Source organism: Streptomyces sp. NPDC041814 (assembly GCF_055590565.1).
In genome coordinates, this window is record NZ_JBVJAM010000001.1 from 390,033 (window position 1) to 405,453 (window position 15,421).

15 protein-coding genes and 1 riboswitch are annotated in these 15,421 nt (G+C 68.8%); of the genes, 3 read left to right on the top strand and 12 right to left on the bottom strand.

The features are described from left to right. Positions 1-106 precede the first annotated feature (106 nt). Entirely contained in the window at positions 107-1,471 is a 1,365-nt protein-coding gene (locus ACZ6C6_RS01790) for an NYN domain-containing protein (RefSeq protein ID WP_469198040.1), read from the bottom strand. 35 nt (positions 1,472-1,506) lie between these two features. After that, a complete protein-coding gene (locus tag ACZ6C6_RS01795; RefSeq protein ID WP_018104398.1) occupies positions 1,507-1,749 on the bottom strand; it encodes a hypothetical protein in 243 nt (80 codons plus the stop codon). Positions 1,750-1,908: 159 nt separating this feature from the next. On the opposite strand from ACZ6C6_RS01795, the gene ACZ6C6_RS01800 reads away from it, so the two are divergent. Further along, positions 1,909-2,655, top strand: coding sequence for a rhomboid family intramembrane serine protease (locus ACZ6C6_RS01800; RefSeq protein ID WP_469198042.1), 747 nt, complete (start codon positions 1,909-1,911; stop codon positions 2,653-2,655). Further along, positions 2,652-2,933, top strand: a complete 282-nt coding sequence (locus ACZ6C6_RS01805) for an Lrp/AsnC family transcriptional regulator (RefSeq protein WP_143622607.1) — start codon at positions 2,652-2,654, stop codon at positions 2,931-2,933. The genes ACZ6C6_RS01800 and ACZ6C6_RS01805 overlap by 4 nt, the downstream gene beginning before the upstream one ends. Before the next feature lie 54 nt (positions 2,934-2,987). On the opposite strand, the gene ACZ6C6_RS01810 is transcribed toward ACZ6C6_RS01805, so the two are convergent. The 6 genes from ACZ6C6_RS01810 to ctaE all read right to left on the bottom strand — a co-directional run bounded on the left by ACZ6C6_RS01810 (position 2,988) and on the right by ctaE (position 10,115). Continuing rightward, entirely contained in the window at positions 2,988-4,364 is a 1,377-nt protein-coding gene (locus ACZ6C6_RS01810; protein WP_469198043.1) for an aminotransferase class V-fold PLP-dependent enzyme, read from the bottom strand. 176 nt (positions 4,365-4,540) lie between these two features. Next, positions 4,541-4,658, bottom strand: a riboswitch (SAM riboswitch). An 82-nt stretch (positions 4,659-4,740) separates the two neighbouring features. Next, positions 4,741-5,805 (bottom strand): anthranilate phosphoribosyltransferase, encoded by a 1,065-nt coding sequence (gene trpD / locus ACZ6C6_RS01815; protein ID WP_469198044.1) that lies wholly within the window; start codon positions 5,803-5,805, stop codon positions 4,741-4,743. Between the two features lie 122 nt (positions 5,806-5,927). After that, on the bottom strand, positions 5,928-7,574 hold the full coding sequence (qcrB, locus tag ACZ6C6_RS01820) for a cytochrome bc1 complex cytochrome b subunit (protein ID WP_469198045.1): 1,647 nt from the start codon (positions 7,572-7,574) through the stop codon (positions 5,928-5,930). Continuing rightward, complete coding sequence (gene qcrA, locus ACZ6C6_RS01825) at positions 7,571-8,626, bottom strand: cytochrome bc1 complex Rieske iron-sulfur subunit (protein ID WP_469198047.1); 1,056 nt, start codon at positions 8,624-8,626, stop codon at positions 7,571-7,573. Before qcrA ends, qcrB begins: the two co-directional genes overlap by 4 nt. Continuing rightward, on the bottom strand, positions 8,623-9,432 hold the full coding sequence (gene qcrC / locus ACZ6C6_RS01830; protein ID WP_469198048.1) for a cytochrome bc1 complex diheme cytochrome c subunit: 810 nt from the start codon (positions 9,430-9,432) through the stop codon (positions 8,623-8,625). Before qcrC ends, qcrA begins: the two co-directional genes overlap by 4 nt. A 62-nt stretch (positions 9,433-9,494) precedes the next feature. Beyond that, positions 9,495-10,115 carry an aa3-type cytochrome oxidase subunit III gene (ctaE, locus tag ACZ6C6_RS01835; RefSeq protein WP_026171689.1) on the bottom strand — a complete coding sequence of 207 codons (621 nt, stop codon included), beginning with the start codon at positions 10,113-10,115 and terminating at the stop codon, positions 9,495-9,497. Positions 10,116-10,317: 202 nt separating this feature from the next. Here ctaE and ACZ6C6_RS01840 point away from each other — a divergent pair, with 202 nt between their 5' ends. Further along, positions 10,318-10,719 (top strand): response regulator transcription factor, encoded by a 402-nt coding sequence (locus tag ACZ6C6_RS01840; RefSeq protein ID WP_365685239.1) that lies wholly within the window; start codon positions 10,318-10,320, stop codon positions 10,717-10,719. Positions 10,720-10,742: 23 nt separating this feature from the next. Here the strand turns inward: ACZ6C6_RS01840 and ACZ6C6_RS01845 are convergent, their stop codons facing one another. The 4 genes from ACZ6C6_RS01845 to ctaC form a co-directional block, all read right to left on the bottom strand. Beyond that, entirely contained in the window at positions 10,743-11,999 is a 1,257-nt protein-coding gene (locus ACZ6C6_RS01845) for a L,D-transpeptidase (protein ID WP_469198051.1), read from the bottom strand. Positions 12,000-12,124: 125 nt separating this feature from the next. After that, positions 12,125-12,523, bottom strand: coding sequence for a cytochrome c oxidase subunit 4 (locus ACZ6C6_RS01850; RefSeq protein WP_161211143.1), 399 nt, complete (start codon positions 12,521-12,523; stop codon positions 12,125-12,127). Continuing rightward, positions 12,520-14,256 carry an aa3-type cytochrome oxidase subunit I gene (ctaD, locus tag ACZ6C6_RS01855; protein WP_365685243.1) on the bottom strand — a complete coding sequence of 579 codons (1,737 nt, stop codon included), beginning with the start codon at positions 14,254-14,256 and terminating at the stop codon, positions 12,520-12,522. Before ctaD ends, ACZ6C6_RS01850 begins: the two co-directional genes overlap by 4 nt. Next, the gene (ctaC, locus tag ACZ6C6_RS01860) at positions 14,253-15,215 is read right to left on the bottom strand and encodes an aa3-type cytochrome oxidase subunit II (RefSeq protein ID WP_445067394.1); all 963 of its coding nucleotides are present in this window, start codon (positions 15,213-15,215) and stop codon (positions 14,253-14,255) included. The genes ctaD and ctaC overlap by 4 nt, the downstream gene beginning before the upstream one ends. Positions 15,216-15,421 lie beyond the last annotated feature (206 nt).

A 15,421-nucleotide genomic window follows, 5' to 3' on the forward strand; every position in this document is an offset into this window, starting at 1 on the left:
GGAAAAATCTCGTCACACACGGCACTTCTTTACCCACACCCCACGGCGCGTAGCGACGACTTGACGGTCCGTTCCCTGATCTCGGGCGAACTCCCCACAAGGAGCGCTAAACCCGCGAAAGCCGCTTCAGGAGCAAGGCGGACGCAACGGGCCTGGCCCCCGCCTTCGCCACTCCGTCGGCCACCTCGCGGTCGGTGGAGACCACCACCACAGGCCGTCCCGGCGGCTCCGCGCGCGCCAGTTGGCGGATCAGCTCGTCGGCGGTGACCCCCGGCTTGCTGAACAGCACCCGCACGCCGCGCGGCGGCGCGAGCAGCACCGGGGCGGCCAGCTCCGCCCCGTCGAACACACACGTCATCTCCGCGCCCGTGCGCGCCGCGAGGACCGAGAGCCCGCCGAGCAGCCGCAGCCGCTGCTTCTCCAACGGCATCTGCGGATAACCCGTCTTGGTGACGTTGTAGCCGTCCACGATCAGATGGGCCTGCGGCAGCGCCAGGAGCTGGTCGAGCAGCGCCGGGTCGGTCTCCGAAAGGGCCCTGGCCGCGATGTCCTTGGGCGACATCCGGCCGGGCTCCACCGCGTCCGCACTGTCCGCCGGCCGCATCGAGGAGGGCGGCAGCGCCAGTTCGCGCCGCAGCCCGCCGGCCGCTTCGAGCACCGTGTCCAGCAGCAGCCGCAGCCGCATGTCCTCGACCGAACGCCCCTCCCGGGCCGCCCTGCGACTCGCCTCGACGGATGCCTCGGCCTCCCCGAGCCTCGCCCTCAGCCGCCGGGTCTCGCTCTCGGCGGCGGACACCTGGGCGGCCGCCTCGGCGCGTACGGACTCGGTCTCGGCCTTGGCCTTGCGCAGCGCCGCCTCACCGCGCTTGACCTCGCTGAGCGCACTGCGCAGCTTGCGCTGGAGGGAGTCCGCCTCCTTGCGGGCGGCGTCCAGTTCGGCGCGGAGCCGTTCGGTCTCGCCCTTGGTGTGGGCCCTGGCCTCGGCCAGCTCCTCGCGCAGCCGGACCACTTCGCGCCGGTTCTCCTCGCCGGCCCGCTCGGCGTCGGCGCGCTGGACCTCCTCGCCGGCCGCCGCGACCAGCTTGACCCAGCCGTCCGGGCGCAGCACGTACGCCGCCGCCGCCACGTCCACCGGGTCGGCGGCGGCGGGCGGCGCGCCGGACTCCAGGGCAGCCGCCAGCTCGGGCTGGGCCTCCCGGAAACGGTCACCGATGCGGCGGCGGAACCCGTCGTCGTTCGCCACCGCGGCCGCCATGGCGTTCCCGGCGAACTTGGCACGCCGGGGGGCCGTGAAGCGGGCGTACTGCCTCAGCTGGGCGGGCAGTTCGGCGACCGTGAGACCGCCGAACGCGTCGGAGACCAGCGCGACGACCCGGCGCCGTACCCCTTCGGGCAGCGGGCGGTCGAGCGCCTCCACGGCGTCATCGGCCCTGTCGGCCGACGCGGCGCCGCCCTCGGGCTGCTCCACCATCCGTCACCCCATTGTGTTGTCTCCGCACGGCCCCGTCAGGAGTCGGCACCCGGCCTGTCGACGAGCTCGATCTGGTCCACCGCGTTGCACCAACGACAACGGACCGACTCGATGGTCTCACTGACCACCTCGCGTTCCTCGACGCTCGACTCACCGGCCAGGTCGAGGTGCACGTACTCGACGACCTTCGAGGACCGCGTCACGTCGAAGCGCGTGAGATTCCCACAGAGCGTGCAGCGCCAGCGGGTCGTGTCGGTCGGCTGGGGAACGGTCGTCATCGTGCGTCCTCTTTCGTCGAGCCGTGAGCTGCCGGACAAGGGTCTCGCGGTGCGCCGTCGAACTGCGGATGTCCACCTGTCACCCTACGGCCTCGGCGCATCTCCCCGGCACGGCGAGGCGGTCTGTCCCGTTCGCTCCGTTTGCGTCATGCTCTGTTCATGATCGATCGGCGGGCCGCCGCGGGCAGGCTCCTGCGCGCGGCCACTTCGGGCGGGCCACCGGTGACGTACGCCCTCATCGCCCTGTGCTGCGCGGTCTTCGTGATCAGCCCGCTCTCCGGCTTCGTCCCGGTGCGCGGCGGGGCCGACGCGCTGCTCGCCGCTCAGGCGGGCTACTTCGAGCGGTGGGGCGTGATCCCGAGCGATCTGTGGGACGGCTCGGCGCACGCCCTGCTCACCCCGTTCACCGCACTGTTCGTGCACGGCAGCTGGCTGCACCTGCTGGGCAACATGCTGTTCCTGTACGTGTTCGGCGCGATGGCCGAGGAGCGCATGGGGCACACCGAGTTCGCCCTGTTCTACGTGGGCTGCGGCTATCTGGCGCTGCTCGCGTACGCCGCCGCGCACGCCACGTCCGACCAGACGCTCGTCGGCGCGTCGGGGGCCATCTCGGCGGTGCTCGGGGCGTTCCTCTACCTCTTCCCCCGGGCCCGGGTGACCAGCGTCTTCCCGTTCCTGCTGTTCCTGCCGCTGCGCTTCCCCGCGTGGGTGGTGCTGATCTTCTGGTTCGTGCTCCAGTGGCTGGCGGCCGAGGGCGCGGGAAGCGGCCCCGGCGTGGCGTACCTGGCCCATGTCGTCGGCTTCGCGACCGGGTTCCTCTACGCCTGGGGCCGCTACAGGCGCGACACCGGAGGCCCTAGAGTGAAGTCTCCAGCCACGGCCACCGAGGGAGAAACACAGCCGTGATCACCGCGATCGTGCTCATCAAAACCAGCGTGGACCGGATTCCCGAGATTGCCGAGGCCATCGCCGCGCTGGACAGCGTCAGCGAGGTCTTCTCGGTCACCGGCACCTACGACCTGATCGCCATGGTCCGGGTGGCCAAGCACGACGACCTGGCCGAGGTCATCCCCGGCCGGATCAGCAAGATCCAGGGCGTCGAGGCGACCGACACCCATGTCGCCTTCCGTACGTACTCGCAGCACGACCTGGAGGCCGCGTTCTCCATCGGCCTGGACGCGTAACGGCGTACGCCGAAGCCGGGTACGGACCCCGTACCCGGCGGACCCACCGGCGCGTCAGACCTGAGCGGCGCCCCGGTCCGGCACGCAACGGCCGTCCTCGGTGCGGTACTTCCAGCGTGCCCCGTCGCTCACCAGCTCCCGGACCGCGCGCAGGAAGCGCTCGACGTGCTCGTCCGGGGTCCCGGCGCCGAAGCTGACGCGGATCGCGTTCAGGGACCGCTCCCCCGGCTCCGCCTCCGGCGCGCCGCACTCCCCCGCCTCGCCCGGGTCGCTGCCGAGCAGGGTGCGCACGAGCGGGTGGGCGCAGAAGAGGCCGTCGCGCACCCCGATGCCGTACTCGGCGGAGAGGGCGGCGGCGAAGTGCGAGCTGTTCCAGCCCTCCACCACGAACGAGATCACGCCGACCCTCGGCGCGTCGTCCCCGAACAGCGAGAGCACCTTCACCTCGGGGACCTCGGCCAGCCCCGCCAGGACCTCGCGGACGAGGTGCTGCTCGCGGGCGACCAGCCGGTCGAATCCGGCCTCGGTGAGCGCCTTGCAGGCGGAGGCGATGGAGTAGACACCGATGACGTTGGGCGAGCCGGCCTCGTGGCGGGCGGCCGTGGTGTGCCACTCGACGTCCACGCCGCCGTCCGCCCGCCGGGCCACCGTGCGGGAGGCGCCGCCGCCGGCCAGGTACGGCTCGGCCTCGCGCAGCCAGTCCGCCCGGCCGGCCAGGACGCCCGAGCCGAACGGCGCGTACAGCTTGTGCCCGGAGAAGGCGACCCAGTCCACGTCGAGTCCGGCGATGTCCACGGGGTGGTGCGGGGCGAGCTGGGCGGCGTCCAGGACGATCCGCGCGCCGTGGGCGTGCGCGGCGGCGGCCAGCTCCCGTACCGGCCACAGCTCGCCGGTCACGTTGGAGGCGCCGGTGACGCAGACCAGCGCGGGGCCGTAGGGCTCACGGTCCGCGAGGGCCCGCTCCAGCGTGGCGACGGCCTGGGCGGGGGTGCGCGGGGCGTTCAGGTAGGTGACGCGGGCGTCGCGCCAGGGCAGCAGCGAGGCGTGGTGCTCGGTCTCGAAGACGAAGACCTGGCAGTCGGCGGGCAGCGCGGCGGCCAGCAGGTTCAGCGAGTCCGTGGTGGACCGGGTGAAGACCACCTGGTCCTCGGGGCGGCAGCCCAGGAACTCCGCCACGGTGGCCCGGCTCGACTCGAAGAGGTCCGTGGAGAGCTGCGAGAGGTATCCGGCGCCCCGGTGCACGCTGCCGTAGTACGGGGCGTACGCGGCCACGTCGTCCCAGACCCGCTTCAGCGCCGGGGCGCTCGCCGCGTAGTCCAGCGCGGCGTAGCCGACCTCGCCACCGGTGACCAGCGGGACGAGGACATCCTCGCCCAGAACCGGCAGCGGGGCACAAAGCGACTGGTCGGCGGCAGCGGTGAAGACAGACATGGCGAACTCCCGTAAGAGGCAGGCGAATTCCGCGCACCGGCGCAGACGCGGCAGCACGGAGTGAAAGAGAAGAGGGGTGTGCGGAGAAGGGCCTCGGGCCCTAACGCATTCGCTTGCTCACAAGAGGCTCCCTGAGGACCAAGGACCCCACGGGTGGACGTCACGCGACGTCGAGGGGTCCGCGCTTGCCGCAGACCTCGCTGCCTGCGGCCTGGTCTTCACCCGGGGCACCCCGCCACGGACGGAGGGTTGCCGGACAGCGGGCCGGGGCCGTAGTCGCTGTCACTCATGACCTGCGCAGCATCTTGCCATACGTACGGGAACGCGCAAGGCGCAGTCCGCGATCCGGACTGCGCCCTGCCGCACATCGACGTGCTCACGCGTTGCTGGCGACGACCCATCTCTCCAGCGCCCGCCCGGCCGCACCCGAGTCGATCGCCTCGGCGGCCTTCTCCATACCCGCCCGGATCTGCTCGGTGAGCGGCCCCTCGCCCGGGTCCAGCGCGACCAGCGCCGCCGCCGAGTTGAGCAGCACGGCGTCCCGTACCGGGCCGGTCTCCCCGGCCAGCAGCCGGCGCGCCACATCCGCGTTGTACGAGGCGTCGGCGCCGCGCAGCGCCTCCACCGGGACCAGCTCGACGCCCACGTCGCGCGGGTCGAAGGTCTCCTCGCGGACCACACCGTTCCGGGCCACCCAGACCCGCGAGGTCGCGGTGGTGGTCAGCTCGTCCAGTCCGTCGTCGCCCCGGAAGACCAGGGCGGAGTTGCCCCGCTCGGCGAGGACGCCCGCGACGATGGGGGCCATGCGCAGGTCGGCCACCCCGATCGCCTGGGAGCGCACCCGGGCGGGGTTGGTGAGCGGGCCCAGGATGTTGAACGTGGTCGGCGCGCCCAGCTCCGCGCGCGCCTTGGCCGCGTGGCGCAGGGCGGGGTGGAACCGCACCGCGAAGCAGAAGGTGATGCCCGCCTCCTCGGCCACCTCCACGACGCGCTGCGGGGACAGCTCCAGGTTCACGCCGAGCTTGCCCAGCACGTCGGAGGAGCCGCTGGCCGACGAGGCGGAGCGGCTGCCGTGCTTGACGACCTTGGCCCCCGTCCCCGCGATCACTATGGCGGACATGGTCGAGATGTTGACGGTCTTGGCCATGTCGCCGCCGGTGCCGACGATGTCGACGGTGCGGCCGGGGACCTCGATGGTCGTGGCGTGCTCGTACATCGCGCGGACCAGGCCGGAGACCTCGGTGACCGTCTCGCCCTTGGCGCGGAGGGCGACCGCGAAGCCGGCGATCTGCGCGTCGGTCGCCTCGCCGCTCATGACGCGGTTCATGGCCCACGCGGTGGCGTCGGCGCTCAGGTCCTCGCCGCGCAGCAGGGGGGTCAGCACGCTGGGCCAGGAGAAGGCCGCCACGCTGTCGCCGCCGTCCGGGGTCACAACGTTCATGGTCCGCTCCTGGGGTCCACAGCCGATAAGGGATCGGCTCCACCCTATCGAGCCCCGGGGACGGCAAAGAGCCCCGTCCAGCGGATGGACGGGGCTCTCGCCGTGGCGATCAGAACGGGTGATCAGTGGTGGCCGTGGCCGCTGGTGATCTCCTTGTACTCCTCGGCGGTGGGCTTGGCGATCTGGTTGTTCTCGCCGTACAGGCTCTTGCTGAGCCGCGCCCGGACCTTGGTGATCGCGGAGACCTTGCGCTCCACACCGTTCTCGTCGACCGTCGGGCCGATCTCGAGCGGCTCGTACTGCTCGTGCGCGGTGAGCGCGTACCGGGCCTCCGGCGACAGCGGCTCGTGGACCTCCACGAACTCACCGTGCGGCAGGCGCTTGATGAGCCCGGACTCGCGGCCGTGCAGCACCTTCTCCTTGTCGCGGCGCTGGAGGCCGAGGCAGATCCGCCGGGTCACGATGAACGAGATGACCGGGCCGACGAAGAAGGCGATACGGACGAACCAGCTGATCGAGTTGAGCGAGAGGCTGAAGTGCGTCGCCCAGATGTCGTTGCCGCCACCGATCAGCATGACGAAGTAGATCGTCACCCAGGCGACACCGAGGGCCGTCCGGGTCGGCGCGTTCCGCGGCTTGTCCAGGATGTGGTGCTCGCGCTTGTCACCGGTGATCCAGGACTCGATGAACGGCCACAGGGCCAGCGCACCGAGCACCACACCGAACAGGACGAGCGGGATGAAGACACCCAGGACCAGCGTGTGGCCCCAGAGGTTGATCTCCCAGCCCGGCATCACACGGACGAAGCCTTCGGCGAAGCCCATGTACCAGTCCGGCTGGGCGCCCGTGGACACCTGGTCGGGGCGGTACGGGCCGATGGCCCAGATCGGGTTGATCGAGGCGATCGCCGCGATGATCGCGATGAAGCCGAAGACCAGGAAGAAGAACCCGCCGGCCTTCGCCATGTACACCGGCAGCAGGGGCATGCCGACGACGTTCTTGTTCGTCTTGCCGGGACCCGCGAACTGGGTGTGCTTGTGGTAGAAGACCAGGATGAGGTGGCCGACCACGAGCCCGAGCATGATGCCCGGCAGCAGCAGGATGTGGATCGAGTAGAACCTCGCGATGATGTCGCCGCCGGGGAACTCCCCGCCGAACAGGAACATCGAGATGTACGTACCCACGATCGGCGTCGACAGGATCGCGCCCTGCGTGAAGCGGACACCGGTACCGGAGAGCAGGTCGTCCGGCAGCGAGTAACCGGTGAAACCGGTGAACATGCCGAGGACGAACAGCAGGAAGCCGAACAGCCAGTTGATCTCGCGCGGCTTGCGGTACGCGCCGGTGAAGAACACGCGCATCATGTGCACGAACATGCCGGCCAGGAAGATGACCGCGGCCCAGTGGTGGATCTGCCGGACCAGCAGACCACCGCGGACGTCGAAGCTGATGTCCAGCGTCGAGGCGTACGCCTCCGACATCCGGATGCCCTGCATGGGCTCGTACGGGCCGTGGTAGACGACCTCGTTCATGCTCGGGTGGAAGAACAGCGTCAGGTACACACCCGTGAGGATGATGATGATGAAGCTGTAGAGGCAGATCTCACCGAGCATGAAGGACCAGTGGTCCGGGAAGATCTTGCGCATGTTGGCCTTGGCGAGGGAGTAGATCCCCAGCCGACCGTCGGCCCAGTCGGCCACCCGCTCACCGGCGGGCGCCTTGCGGTTGCCCGGCGCCGCTGCGCCGGGTGTGTTCGTCGCAGTACTCATCCGCGCTCCCAGAATGCAGGACCGACGGGCTCTTCGAAGTCACCGAGCGCCTGGAGGTTGCCCTCGCTGTTCACGCCGATCCGCAGCTGCGGGAGGGCGTGGCCGGCCGGACCGAAGATGACGCGGGCGCCGTCGGAGAGGTCGAAGGTGGACTGGTGGCACGGGCAGAGCACGTGGTGCGTCTGCTGCTCGTACAGGCTGATCGGGCAGCCGACGTGCGTGCAGATCTTCGAGAAGGCCACGATGCCCTCGTGCGCCCACTCGCGCTCGCGCTTGTCCTTGATGTCGTCCGGCTCGATGCGGATGATCATCAGGGCTGCCTTGGCGATCTGCGTCTGGAAGTCCTCGTCGTGCTCCTCCAGGCCCTCGGGCATGGCGAAGGTCAGCGAACCGACGACCACGTCCTCGGGACGCAGCGGCTCCATCGTGTTCATGTTGACGAGCTGCTTGCCCTCGGCCCACAGGGTCTTGCGGAGCTTCTTCTCCGGCAGCGGACCCAGGTCGCGCAGCAGCACCACACCGGAGAGCGGCACCAGGGCCAGCGCGCCGAACATGGTGTTGCGGATCAGCTTGCGCCGGCCGAGCGCGGACTCCCGGGCGCCGTCCGCGAAGTCGGACAGCACCTTCGCCTTGACCTCGGGCGTCGCCTCGATGGCGTGCCGGTCGTCGGCGACCTCGACATCGGACATCAGGGTGCGCGCCCAGTGGACGGCGCCCGCGCCGATCAGGAAGAGCGCCAGCCCCAGGGTCAGACCCAGGGAGAAGTTGAGCGCGCTGACATGACCGAACGGGAAGATGAAGACGATCTTGTCGACCGGGAAGATGACGTACGAGGCGATGAAGCCCACCGTCGCCAGCATGGACAACAGGAACATGGTCGCGACGGTGCGCTCGGAGCGCTTCGCGGCCCGCTCGTCGATGTCCTGGATGCGCGGCCTGTGGGCCGGCAGCCCCGGGTCGGCGAACGGGTCGTCGTGCGCCTGGTCCACCGCGCCGTGCGCGGCACCCTGCTCGTCGGGCAGGTTCTCTTCTGGAATCTCTTGGCTACTCATGACTTCTTGGCCTTAGCGGTGTGGGCCGCGACCCAAATGGCAACTGCGATCAGACCGCCCAGACCGAAGATCCAGCCGAACAGGCCCTCGCTGACCGGACCCAGACCACCGAGGCTGAGGCCGCCGGGGGACTCCGCTTCGGAGCCGTTCACGGTCTTGACGTAGGCGATGATTTCCCGCTTCTGCTTCTCGGGCATGGTCGAGTCCGGGAAGGACGGCATGCTCTGCGGGCCGGTCAGCATGGCCTCGTAGAGGTGCTTCGGGCTCACGCCGTCCAGGTCGGGCGCGTACTTGCCGTGCGTCAGTGCGCCACCCTTGCCGGTGAAGTTGTGGCACTGCGCGCAGTTGGTACGGAACAGGTCGCCGCCCTTGGCGACGTCCGCGCCCTCAGGGCTGACCTGGCTCTTGGTCGGGACGACCGGACCGGCGCCGAGCGACGCGACGTAGGCCGCGAGCTGGTCGATCTCGGCCTGGCTGTAGATGACCTTCTTCTTCGGTACCTGGGCGCCAGGCTGCTGCGCGGGCATGCGGCCCGTACCGACCTGGAAGTCCACGGCGGCGGAGCCCACGCCGACAAGCTGCGGCCCGTCGGTGGTGCCCTGACCGCCGGTTCCGTGGCAGCTGGCGCAACCGACGGAGTACAGCTTCTTGCCCTCGTCGATGGCGAGGGACTGGGCGGTGTCGTCGGCCTGCGCCTTACTCGCGGGCGCGAACGCGGCGTACAGCCCCCCGGTGGCCGCCAGCGCGAGGAGTAGTACGACGACCGCCGCCAACGGATGGCGTCGTCGTGCGGAGAGCTTTTTCACGGATTACCCCGGTGTCAGGATCTTCTGCGTCGATGCTGGATGTGGTTCGGGCTCGGGCCCGGTTACTTGATCATGTAGATCGTGGCGAAGAGGCCGATCCACACGACATCGACGAAGTGCCAGTAATAGGACACGACGATGGCGGCGGTCGCCTGTTCATGGGTGAACCTCTTGGCCGCGTATGTCCTGCCCAGAACGAGCAGGAAGGCGATGAGACCGCCCGTCACATGCAGACCGTGGAAGCCGGTCGTCAGGTAGAACACCGAGCCGTACGGGTCGGAGGACAGCGAGAGGCCGTCCTTCTTCACCAGCTCGGTGTACTCGAAGACCTGGCCTCCGATGAAGATCGAACCCATCACGAAAGTGATCACGAACCAGGCACGGAGCTTCTTCACATCGCCCCGCTCCGCGGCGAAGACGCCGAGCTGGCAGGTGAGTGAGGAGAGCACCAGGATCGTGGTGTTCGTCGCCGAGAACGGGAAGTTCAGGGCGGACGCCATTTCCTTCCAGTGTTCCGGTCCGGTCACCGATCGCAGGGTGAAGTACATCGCGAAGAGGGCCGCGAAGAACATCAGCTCGGAGCTCAACCAGATGATGGTTCCGACGCTGGTGAGGTTCGGTCGATTGACCGACGGGTGCGCGTGCCCGGTTTCTACTGTCGTTGCTGTCGCCACGACCGACATTATGTCGGTCGCTTATCCCGCCCTCACTCCGGGGGGTGCCGTTCGGTGTGTCAGAGGGGTGTGTCCTGCCCGAACGGCCCATGGAAGGCCGGTGCGAACCGGTGCTGACACGCTGTCGGGCGGAGTACGATCCGCGCATCGGAAGGCTCTCGCCCACCGAGCGCCCCGAGTGCCCCGAAGACACGGATGTCACGGAGGAACCATGCAGCCGACCGCCACGGTCCTGGTCTACAGCGACAACGCGCACACCCGTGAGCAGGTGAGGCTGGCAGCAGGGCGCAGGCCCGCGGCGGACGTGCCACCGGTCGAGTTCCTGGAGTGCGCCACCCTGCCCGCCGTTCTGGACGCCCTGGAGCACGGGGGCGTCGACGTCTGCGTGCTGGACGGCGAGACCGCTCCGGCGGGCGGCATGGGCGTCTGCCGGCAGATCAAGGACGAGGTCTTCCGCTGCCCGCCGGTCCTGGTCCTCATCGGGCGCCCGCAGGACGCCTGGCTGGCCACCTGGAGCCGTGCGGACGCCGCGGTGACGCTGCCGGTGGAGCCGGTGGAGTTCGCGGACTCCCTGGCCGCCCTGCTGCGCACACGGCTGTCCGTGGGAGCCTGAGCCCCCACGGACCGGTCGCACGGTCAGACCTGGGGGCGCAGCCGCGCCGCCTTGACCGTGTCGACCCGCGGCGCGGTGGTGTCGTTGTTCAGCGCGCTGCCCTTCTGCCACTTGGCCCAGGACAGGTTCCAGTCGCCGTAGCCGTTGTCGAAGGGCGTCATCGTCTCGCCGTCGCTGCCGACGACGCTGACGATGTCGCCCTCGCGCACGGTGTTGAAGAACCACTCGGCCTCGCTGGTGCTCATGCCGGTGCAGCCGTGGCTGACGTTGGCGTACCCCTGCGAGCCGGTGGACCAGGGCGCCGCGTGCACGTATTCACCGCTCCATGTCACCCGGGTGGCCCAGTAGACGTCGAGGTCGTACGAGTCGGAGGACCCGGCGGCGATCCCGATGGACTCCCCGCGCATACGTACGTACTGCTCCTTTCCGAGCACGACCTTGACGCCGTTGCGCGTGTCGAACCCGGGTTTGCCCGTGGTGACTGGAATGGTGTTGATCACTTCGCCGTTGCGGAGCACCGTCATGGAGTGCTCCGAGGCGTCGGTGACGGCCTCGATGCGGTCCCCCGTGGTGATCTTCAACGCCTTGGCGGGTGCCCCGTAGAGCGAGTTGGTGACCTTTATGCCGGTCAGGTTGGAGCTGACTTCGATGCTGGCCTTCGCCGGCCAGTACTCCTTGGGCCGGTAGTGCAGCGTCTTGTCGTCCACCCAGTACCAGGAGCCGGTGACCGAGGGCGTGGAACGGACCCGCAGGCCGCGCTCGACGGTGGCGCGTGAGGCGTTGTCCGTGACGGGGGCGCTGAGGGTGGCGACGAGGGGCTGGCCGACGCCGTAGGTGCCCGCCTGGGGGCCGAAGGCGACCTTGAGGAACTTGGTGGCCTTGGCGGTGTCGAAGGACATCGTGCGGGTGCCTGGGGCCCCGTCGTCGTCCTCCATACGGACCTTGACGGTGTAGCGGGTCCCTGCGGCCAGTGGAGCGGTGGAGTGCCACCGGTGTCCGTCGGCGTCGAGTTCGCCCGCCAGATGGCGCCCTGCGGCGTCCACGGCCGTTACGTCGGTGATCCGGCCGTCGTCGGCGTCGACCCGGACCTCCAGGGGCTTGTCGGGGTCGACCTTCTTGCCGCCGTCGGGCGTGTTGAAGGAGACCTCGTCGGCCGCGTCGAACGGCTGCGAGGACAGGGGGTGACCATCGGAACTCCCGCAGGCTGCCGCCCCGGCGACCAAGGTCGCGGCCAGCAGAGTGCAGCTCACTACGGGACGGAAGCGCGGCGTCTGGTTCATGGACTCACGCTAAGAACATTCGTCCGTTTCAGCGCGCGGGACGACTGCAAACGGGGGGCCGGCCACTTCGTGTCGAAGTGTCGGCCCCCCGTCAGGTGGAGCGGTGTGTTACCGGCGGACCGGTGTCACTGGGTGCGGTTCTCACCGCGGTAGTACTCGAATACCCAGCCGAAGAGGCCGACCAGGAGCAGCGGCGCCGAGAAGAACAGCAGCCACCAGCCGAAGACGACGCCCATGAAGGCGAAGGCACCGCCGATCGCCAGCGAGAGCGGCTGCCAGCTGTGCGGGGAGAAGAACCCCACCTCGCCGGCCTCGTCCGCGACGTCGGCCTCCTTGTTGTCCTGCGCCATCGCGTCGACCCGCCGGGCCGTGAAGGCCAGGTAGAAGCCGATCATGACGCTCAGGCCGAACGCCAGGAGCAGCGCGGTGGTGCCGACGGGCTCCTTCGACCACACGCCGTACGTGATGGCCATGATGAGGATGAACAGCGCCAGACCGAGGAACATCTTGCCCTGGATCTTCACTTGCCCGCCTCCTTGCCGCCCGCGAGGGCCTTGTCACCCTCGGAGGCGTGGTCCAGCTGCTCCAGCGCGGTGATCTCCGGGTGGTGCAGGTCGAACGCCGGGGATTCGGAGCGGATACGGGGCAGCGTGAGGAAGTTGTGCCGCGGCGGCGGGCAGGACGTCGCCCACTCCAGCGAACGGCCGTAGCCCCACGGGTCGTCCACCTCGATCTTCTTGCCGTACTTGGCGGTCTTCCAGACGTTGTAGAAGAACGGCAGGATCGACAGGCCGAGCAGGAACGACGAGATGGTCGAGATGGTGTTCAGCGCGGTGAAGCCGTCCGCGGCGAGGTAGTCCGCGTAACGCCGCGGCATGCCCTCCGCGCCCAGCCAGTGCTGCACCAGGAACGTGCCGTGGAAGCCCACGAACAGCGTCCAGAAGGTGATCTTCCCGAGCCGCTCGTCCAGCATCTTGCCGGTGAACTTCGGCCACCAGAAGTGGAATCCGGAGAACATCGCGAACACCACGGTGCCGAAGACGACGTAGTGGAAGTGCGCGACCACGAAGTACGAGTCGGAGACGTGGAAGTCCATCGGCGGCGAGGCCAGGATGACGCCGGTCAGACCACCGAAGGTGAAGGTGATCAGGAAGCCGATCGCCCAGAGCATCGGTGTCTCGAAGGACAGCGAGCCCTTCCACATCGTGCCGATCCAGTTGAAGAACTTCACCCCGGTGGGTACCGCGATGAGGAACGTCATGAAGGAGAAGAACGGCAGGAGCACACCGCCGGTGACGTACATGTGGTGGGCCCACACGGTCACCGAGAGGCCGGCGATGGAGATCGTCGCGGCCACCAGGCCGATGTAACCGAACATCGGCTTGCGGCTGAAGACCGGAATCACTTCGGAAATGATTCCGAAGAACGGCAGGGCGATGATGTACACCTCTGGATGGCCGAAGAACCAGAAGAGGTGTTGCCACAGCAAGGCGCCGCCATTGGCCGCGTCGAATACATGGGCACCGAACTTGCGGTCCGCCTCCAGGGCGAACAGCGCGGCCGCCAGGACCGGGAAGGCCAGCAGGACCAGCACACCGGTCAGCAGGACGTTCCAGACGAAGATCGGCATGCGGAACATCGTCATGCCGGGCGCGCGCATGCAGATGATCGTGGTGATGAAGTTGACCGAACCGAGGATCGTGCCGAACCCGGAGAAGGCCAGACCCATGATCCACATGTCGGCGCCGACACCCGGCGAACGGACGGCGTCCGAGAGCGGGGAGTAGGCGAACCACCCGAAGTCGGCGGCACCCTGCGGGGTGAGGAAGCCGGCCACCGCGAGGATCGAGCCGAAGAGGTACAGCCAGTACGCGAACATGTTCAGCCGCGGGAACGCCACGTCGGGCGCGCCGATCTGCAGCGGCATGATCCAGTTCGCGAAGCCGGCGAACAGCGGCGTCGCGAACATCAGCAGCATGATCGTGCCGTGCATCGTGAACGCCTGGTTGAACTGCTCGTTCGACATGATCTGCGTGCCCGGCCGGGCCAGCTCGGCGCGCATGAAGAGCGCCATCAGGCCGCCGATGCAGAAGAAGGCGAACGATGTGACCAGATACATCGTGCCGATCGTCTTGTGGTCAGTGGTGGTCAGCCACTTGACGACGACGTTTCCCGGCTGCTTGCGCCGGACCGGCAGCTCGTCCTCGTACGAGTCGTCTGCTGCCGCGGCACCCTGAGGTTCGTTGAGGATGCTCACAGTTTGTTCGTCTCCGCATTCCTGGCCGGGTCAGTCTGCTCGATGCCGGCCGGCACGTAGCCCGTCTGGCCCTTCTTCGCCAGCTCCTTGAGGTGCGCCTGATAGCGCTCCGGGGAGACGACCTTGACGTTGAAGAGCATCCGGGAGTGGTCGACGCCGCAGAGCTCGGCGCACTTGCCCATGAAGGTGCCCTCCTGGGTCGGAGTCACCTCGAAGGCGTTGGTGTGGCCCGGAATGACGTCCTGCTTCATGAGGAACGGCACCACCCAGAAGGAGTGGATGACGTCACGCGAAGTCAGAATGAAACGGACCTTCTCGCCCTTGGGCAGCCAGAGGGTCGGCCCCGGGTTGCCGGTCTGCGGGTTCCGGTCCCCCGGGATGCCGACGTCGTAGACGCCGTCCGCACCCTTGGGGAAGTCCTTGCGGAACCTGTTCGGGATGGCGTCGAGCTCCTTGGGGACCTCGTTGCCCGTGGCGGCGGAGCCGTCCACGTTCTCGATGTAGTTGAAGCCCCAGCTCCACTGGTAGCCGACCACGTTGATGGTGTGGGCGGGCTTCGGGGAGAGCGTGAGGAGCTTCGTCTCGTCCCGTGCGGTGAAGTAGAACAGCACCGAGACGATGATCAGGGGGACCACGGTGTACAGCGCCTCGATGGGCATGTTGTACCGGGTCTGCGGAGGTACCTCCACCTTGGTGCGGCTGCGCCGGTGGAAGATGACGCTCCACAGGATCAGGCCCCAGACCAGCACGCCCGTGGCGAGCGCTGCCGCCCACGAGCCCTGCCAGAGGGAAAGGATCCGTGGGGCCTCTTCCGTTACCGGCGTAGGCATACCAAGGCGGGGGAAGTCCTTGTACGTGCAACCGGTGGCGGTCGCCAGGATCAGGCCCGCAGTCAGCACCTGCGGCAGCTTCCGCCGCATCGGGCGCCGCGACGAGCGGTCGGAGCCGTTGGGACTCACGTAGCGCCTTCCCGAGAGTCTCGCCCGCACGGTCGCCGCGGCCGTCTCGCTGGTCGGTCGCCGGCCCGGTGCGGGCAGGGGTTTGGATGTTTATGCGGACCAAACCCTACTGGACGCTATTTGGGGTCGCGCGGGGAGGGTGCCCAACGCGCCGCCCGACTCCCCGAAGGGGTGGAATTCGCGCCTCCGGCCGCCATCTGACGCTC

What these genes read in the sequence shown, in the direction of transcription:
- ACZ6C6_RS01790 (WP_469198040.1), bottom strand. Translation starts at nt 1,471, where the DNA reads ATGGTGGAGCAGCCCGAGGGCGGCGCCGCGTCGGCCGACAGGGCCGAT.
- ACZ6C6_RS01795 (WP_018104398.1), bottom strand. Translation starts at nt 1,749, where the DNA reads ATGACGACCGTTCCCCAGCCGACCGACACGACCCGCTGGCGCTGCACG.
- ACZ6C6_RS01800 (WP_469198042.1), top strand. Translation starts at nt 1,909, where the DNA reads ATGATCGATCGGCGGGCCGCCGCGGGCAGGCTCCTGCGCGCGGCCACT.
- ACZ6C6_RS01810 (WP_469198043.1), bottom strand. Translation starts at nt 4,364, where the DNA reads ATGTCTGTCTTCACCGCTGCCGCCGACCAGTCGCTTTGTGCCCCGCTG.
- trpD (WP_469198044.1), bottom strand. Translation starts at nt 5,805, where the DNA reads ATGAACGTTGTGACCCCGGACGGCGGCGACAGCGTGGCGGCCTTCTCC.
- qcrB (WP_469198045.1), bottom strand. Translation starts at nt 7,574, where the DNA reads ATGAGTACTGCGACGAACACACCCGGCGCAGCGGCGCCGGGCAACCGC.
- qcrA (WP_469198047.1), bottom strand. Translation starts at nt 8,626, where the DNA reads ATGAGTAGCCAAGAGATTCCAGAAGAGAACCTGCCCGACGAGCAGGGT.
- ctaE (WP_026171689.1), bottom strand. Translation starts at nt 10,115, where the DNA reads ATGTCGGTCGTGGCGACAGCAACGACAGTAGAAACCGGGCACGCGCAC.
- ACZ6C6_RS01840 (WP_365685239.1), top strand. Translation starts at nt 10,318, where the DNA reads ATGCAGCCGACCGCCACGGTCCTGGTCTACAGCGACAACGCGCACACC.
- ACZ6C6_RS01845 (WP_469198051.1), bottom strand. Translation starts at nt 11,999, where the DNA reads ATGAACCAGACGCCGCGCTTCCGTCCCGTAGTGAGCTGCACTCTGCTG.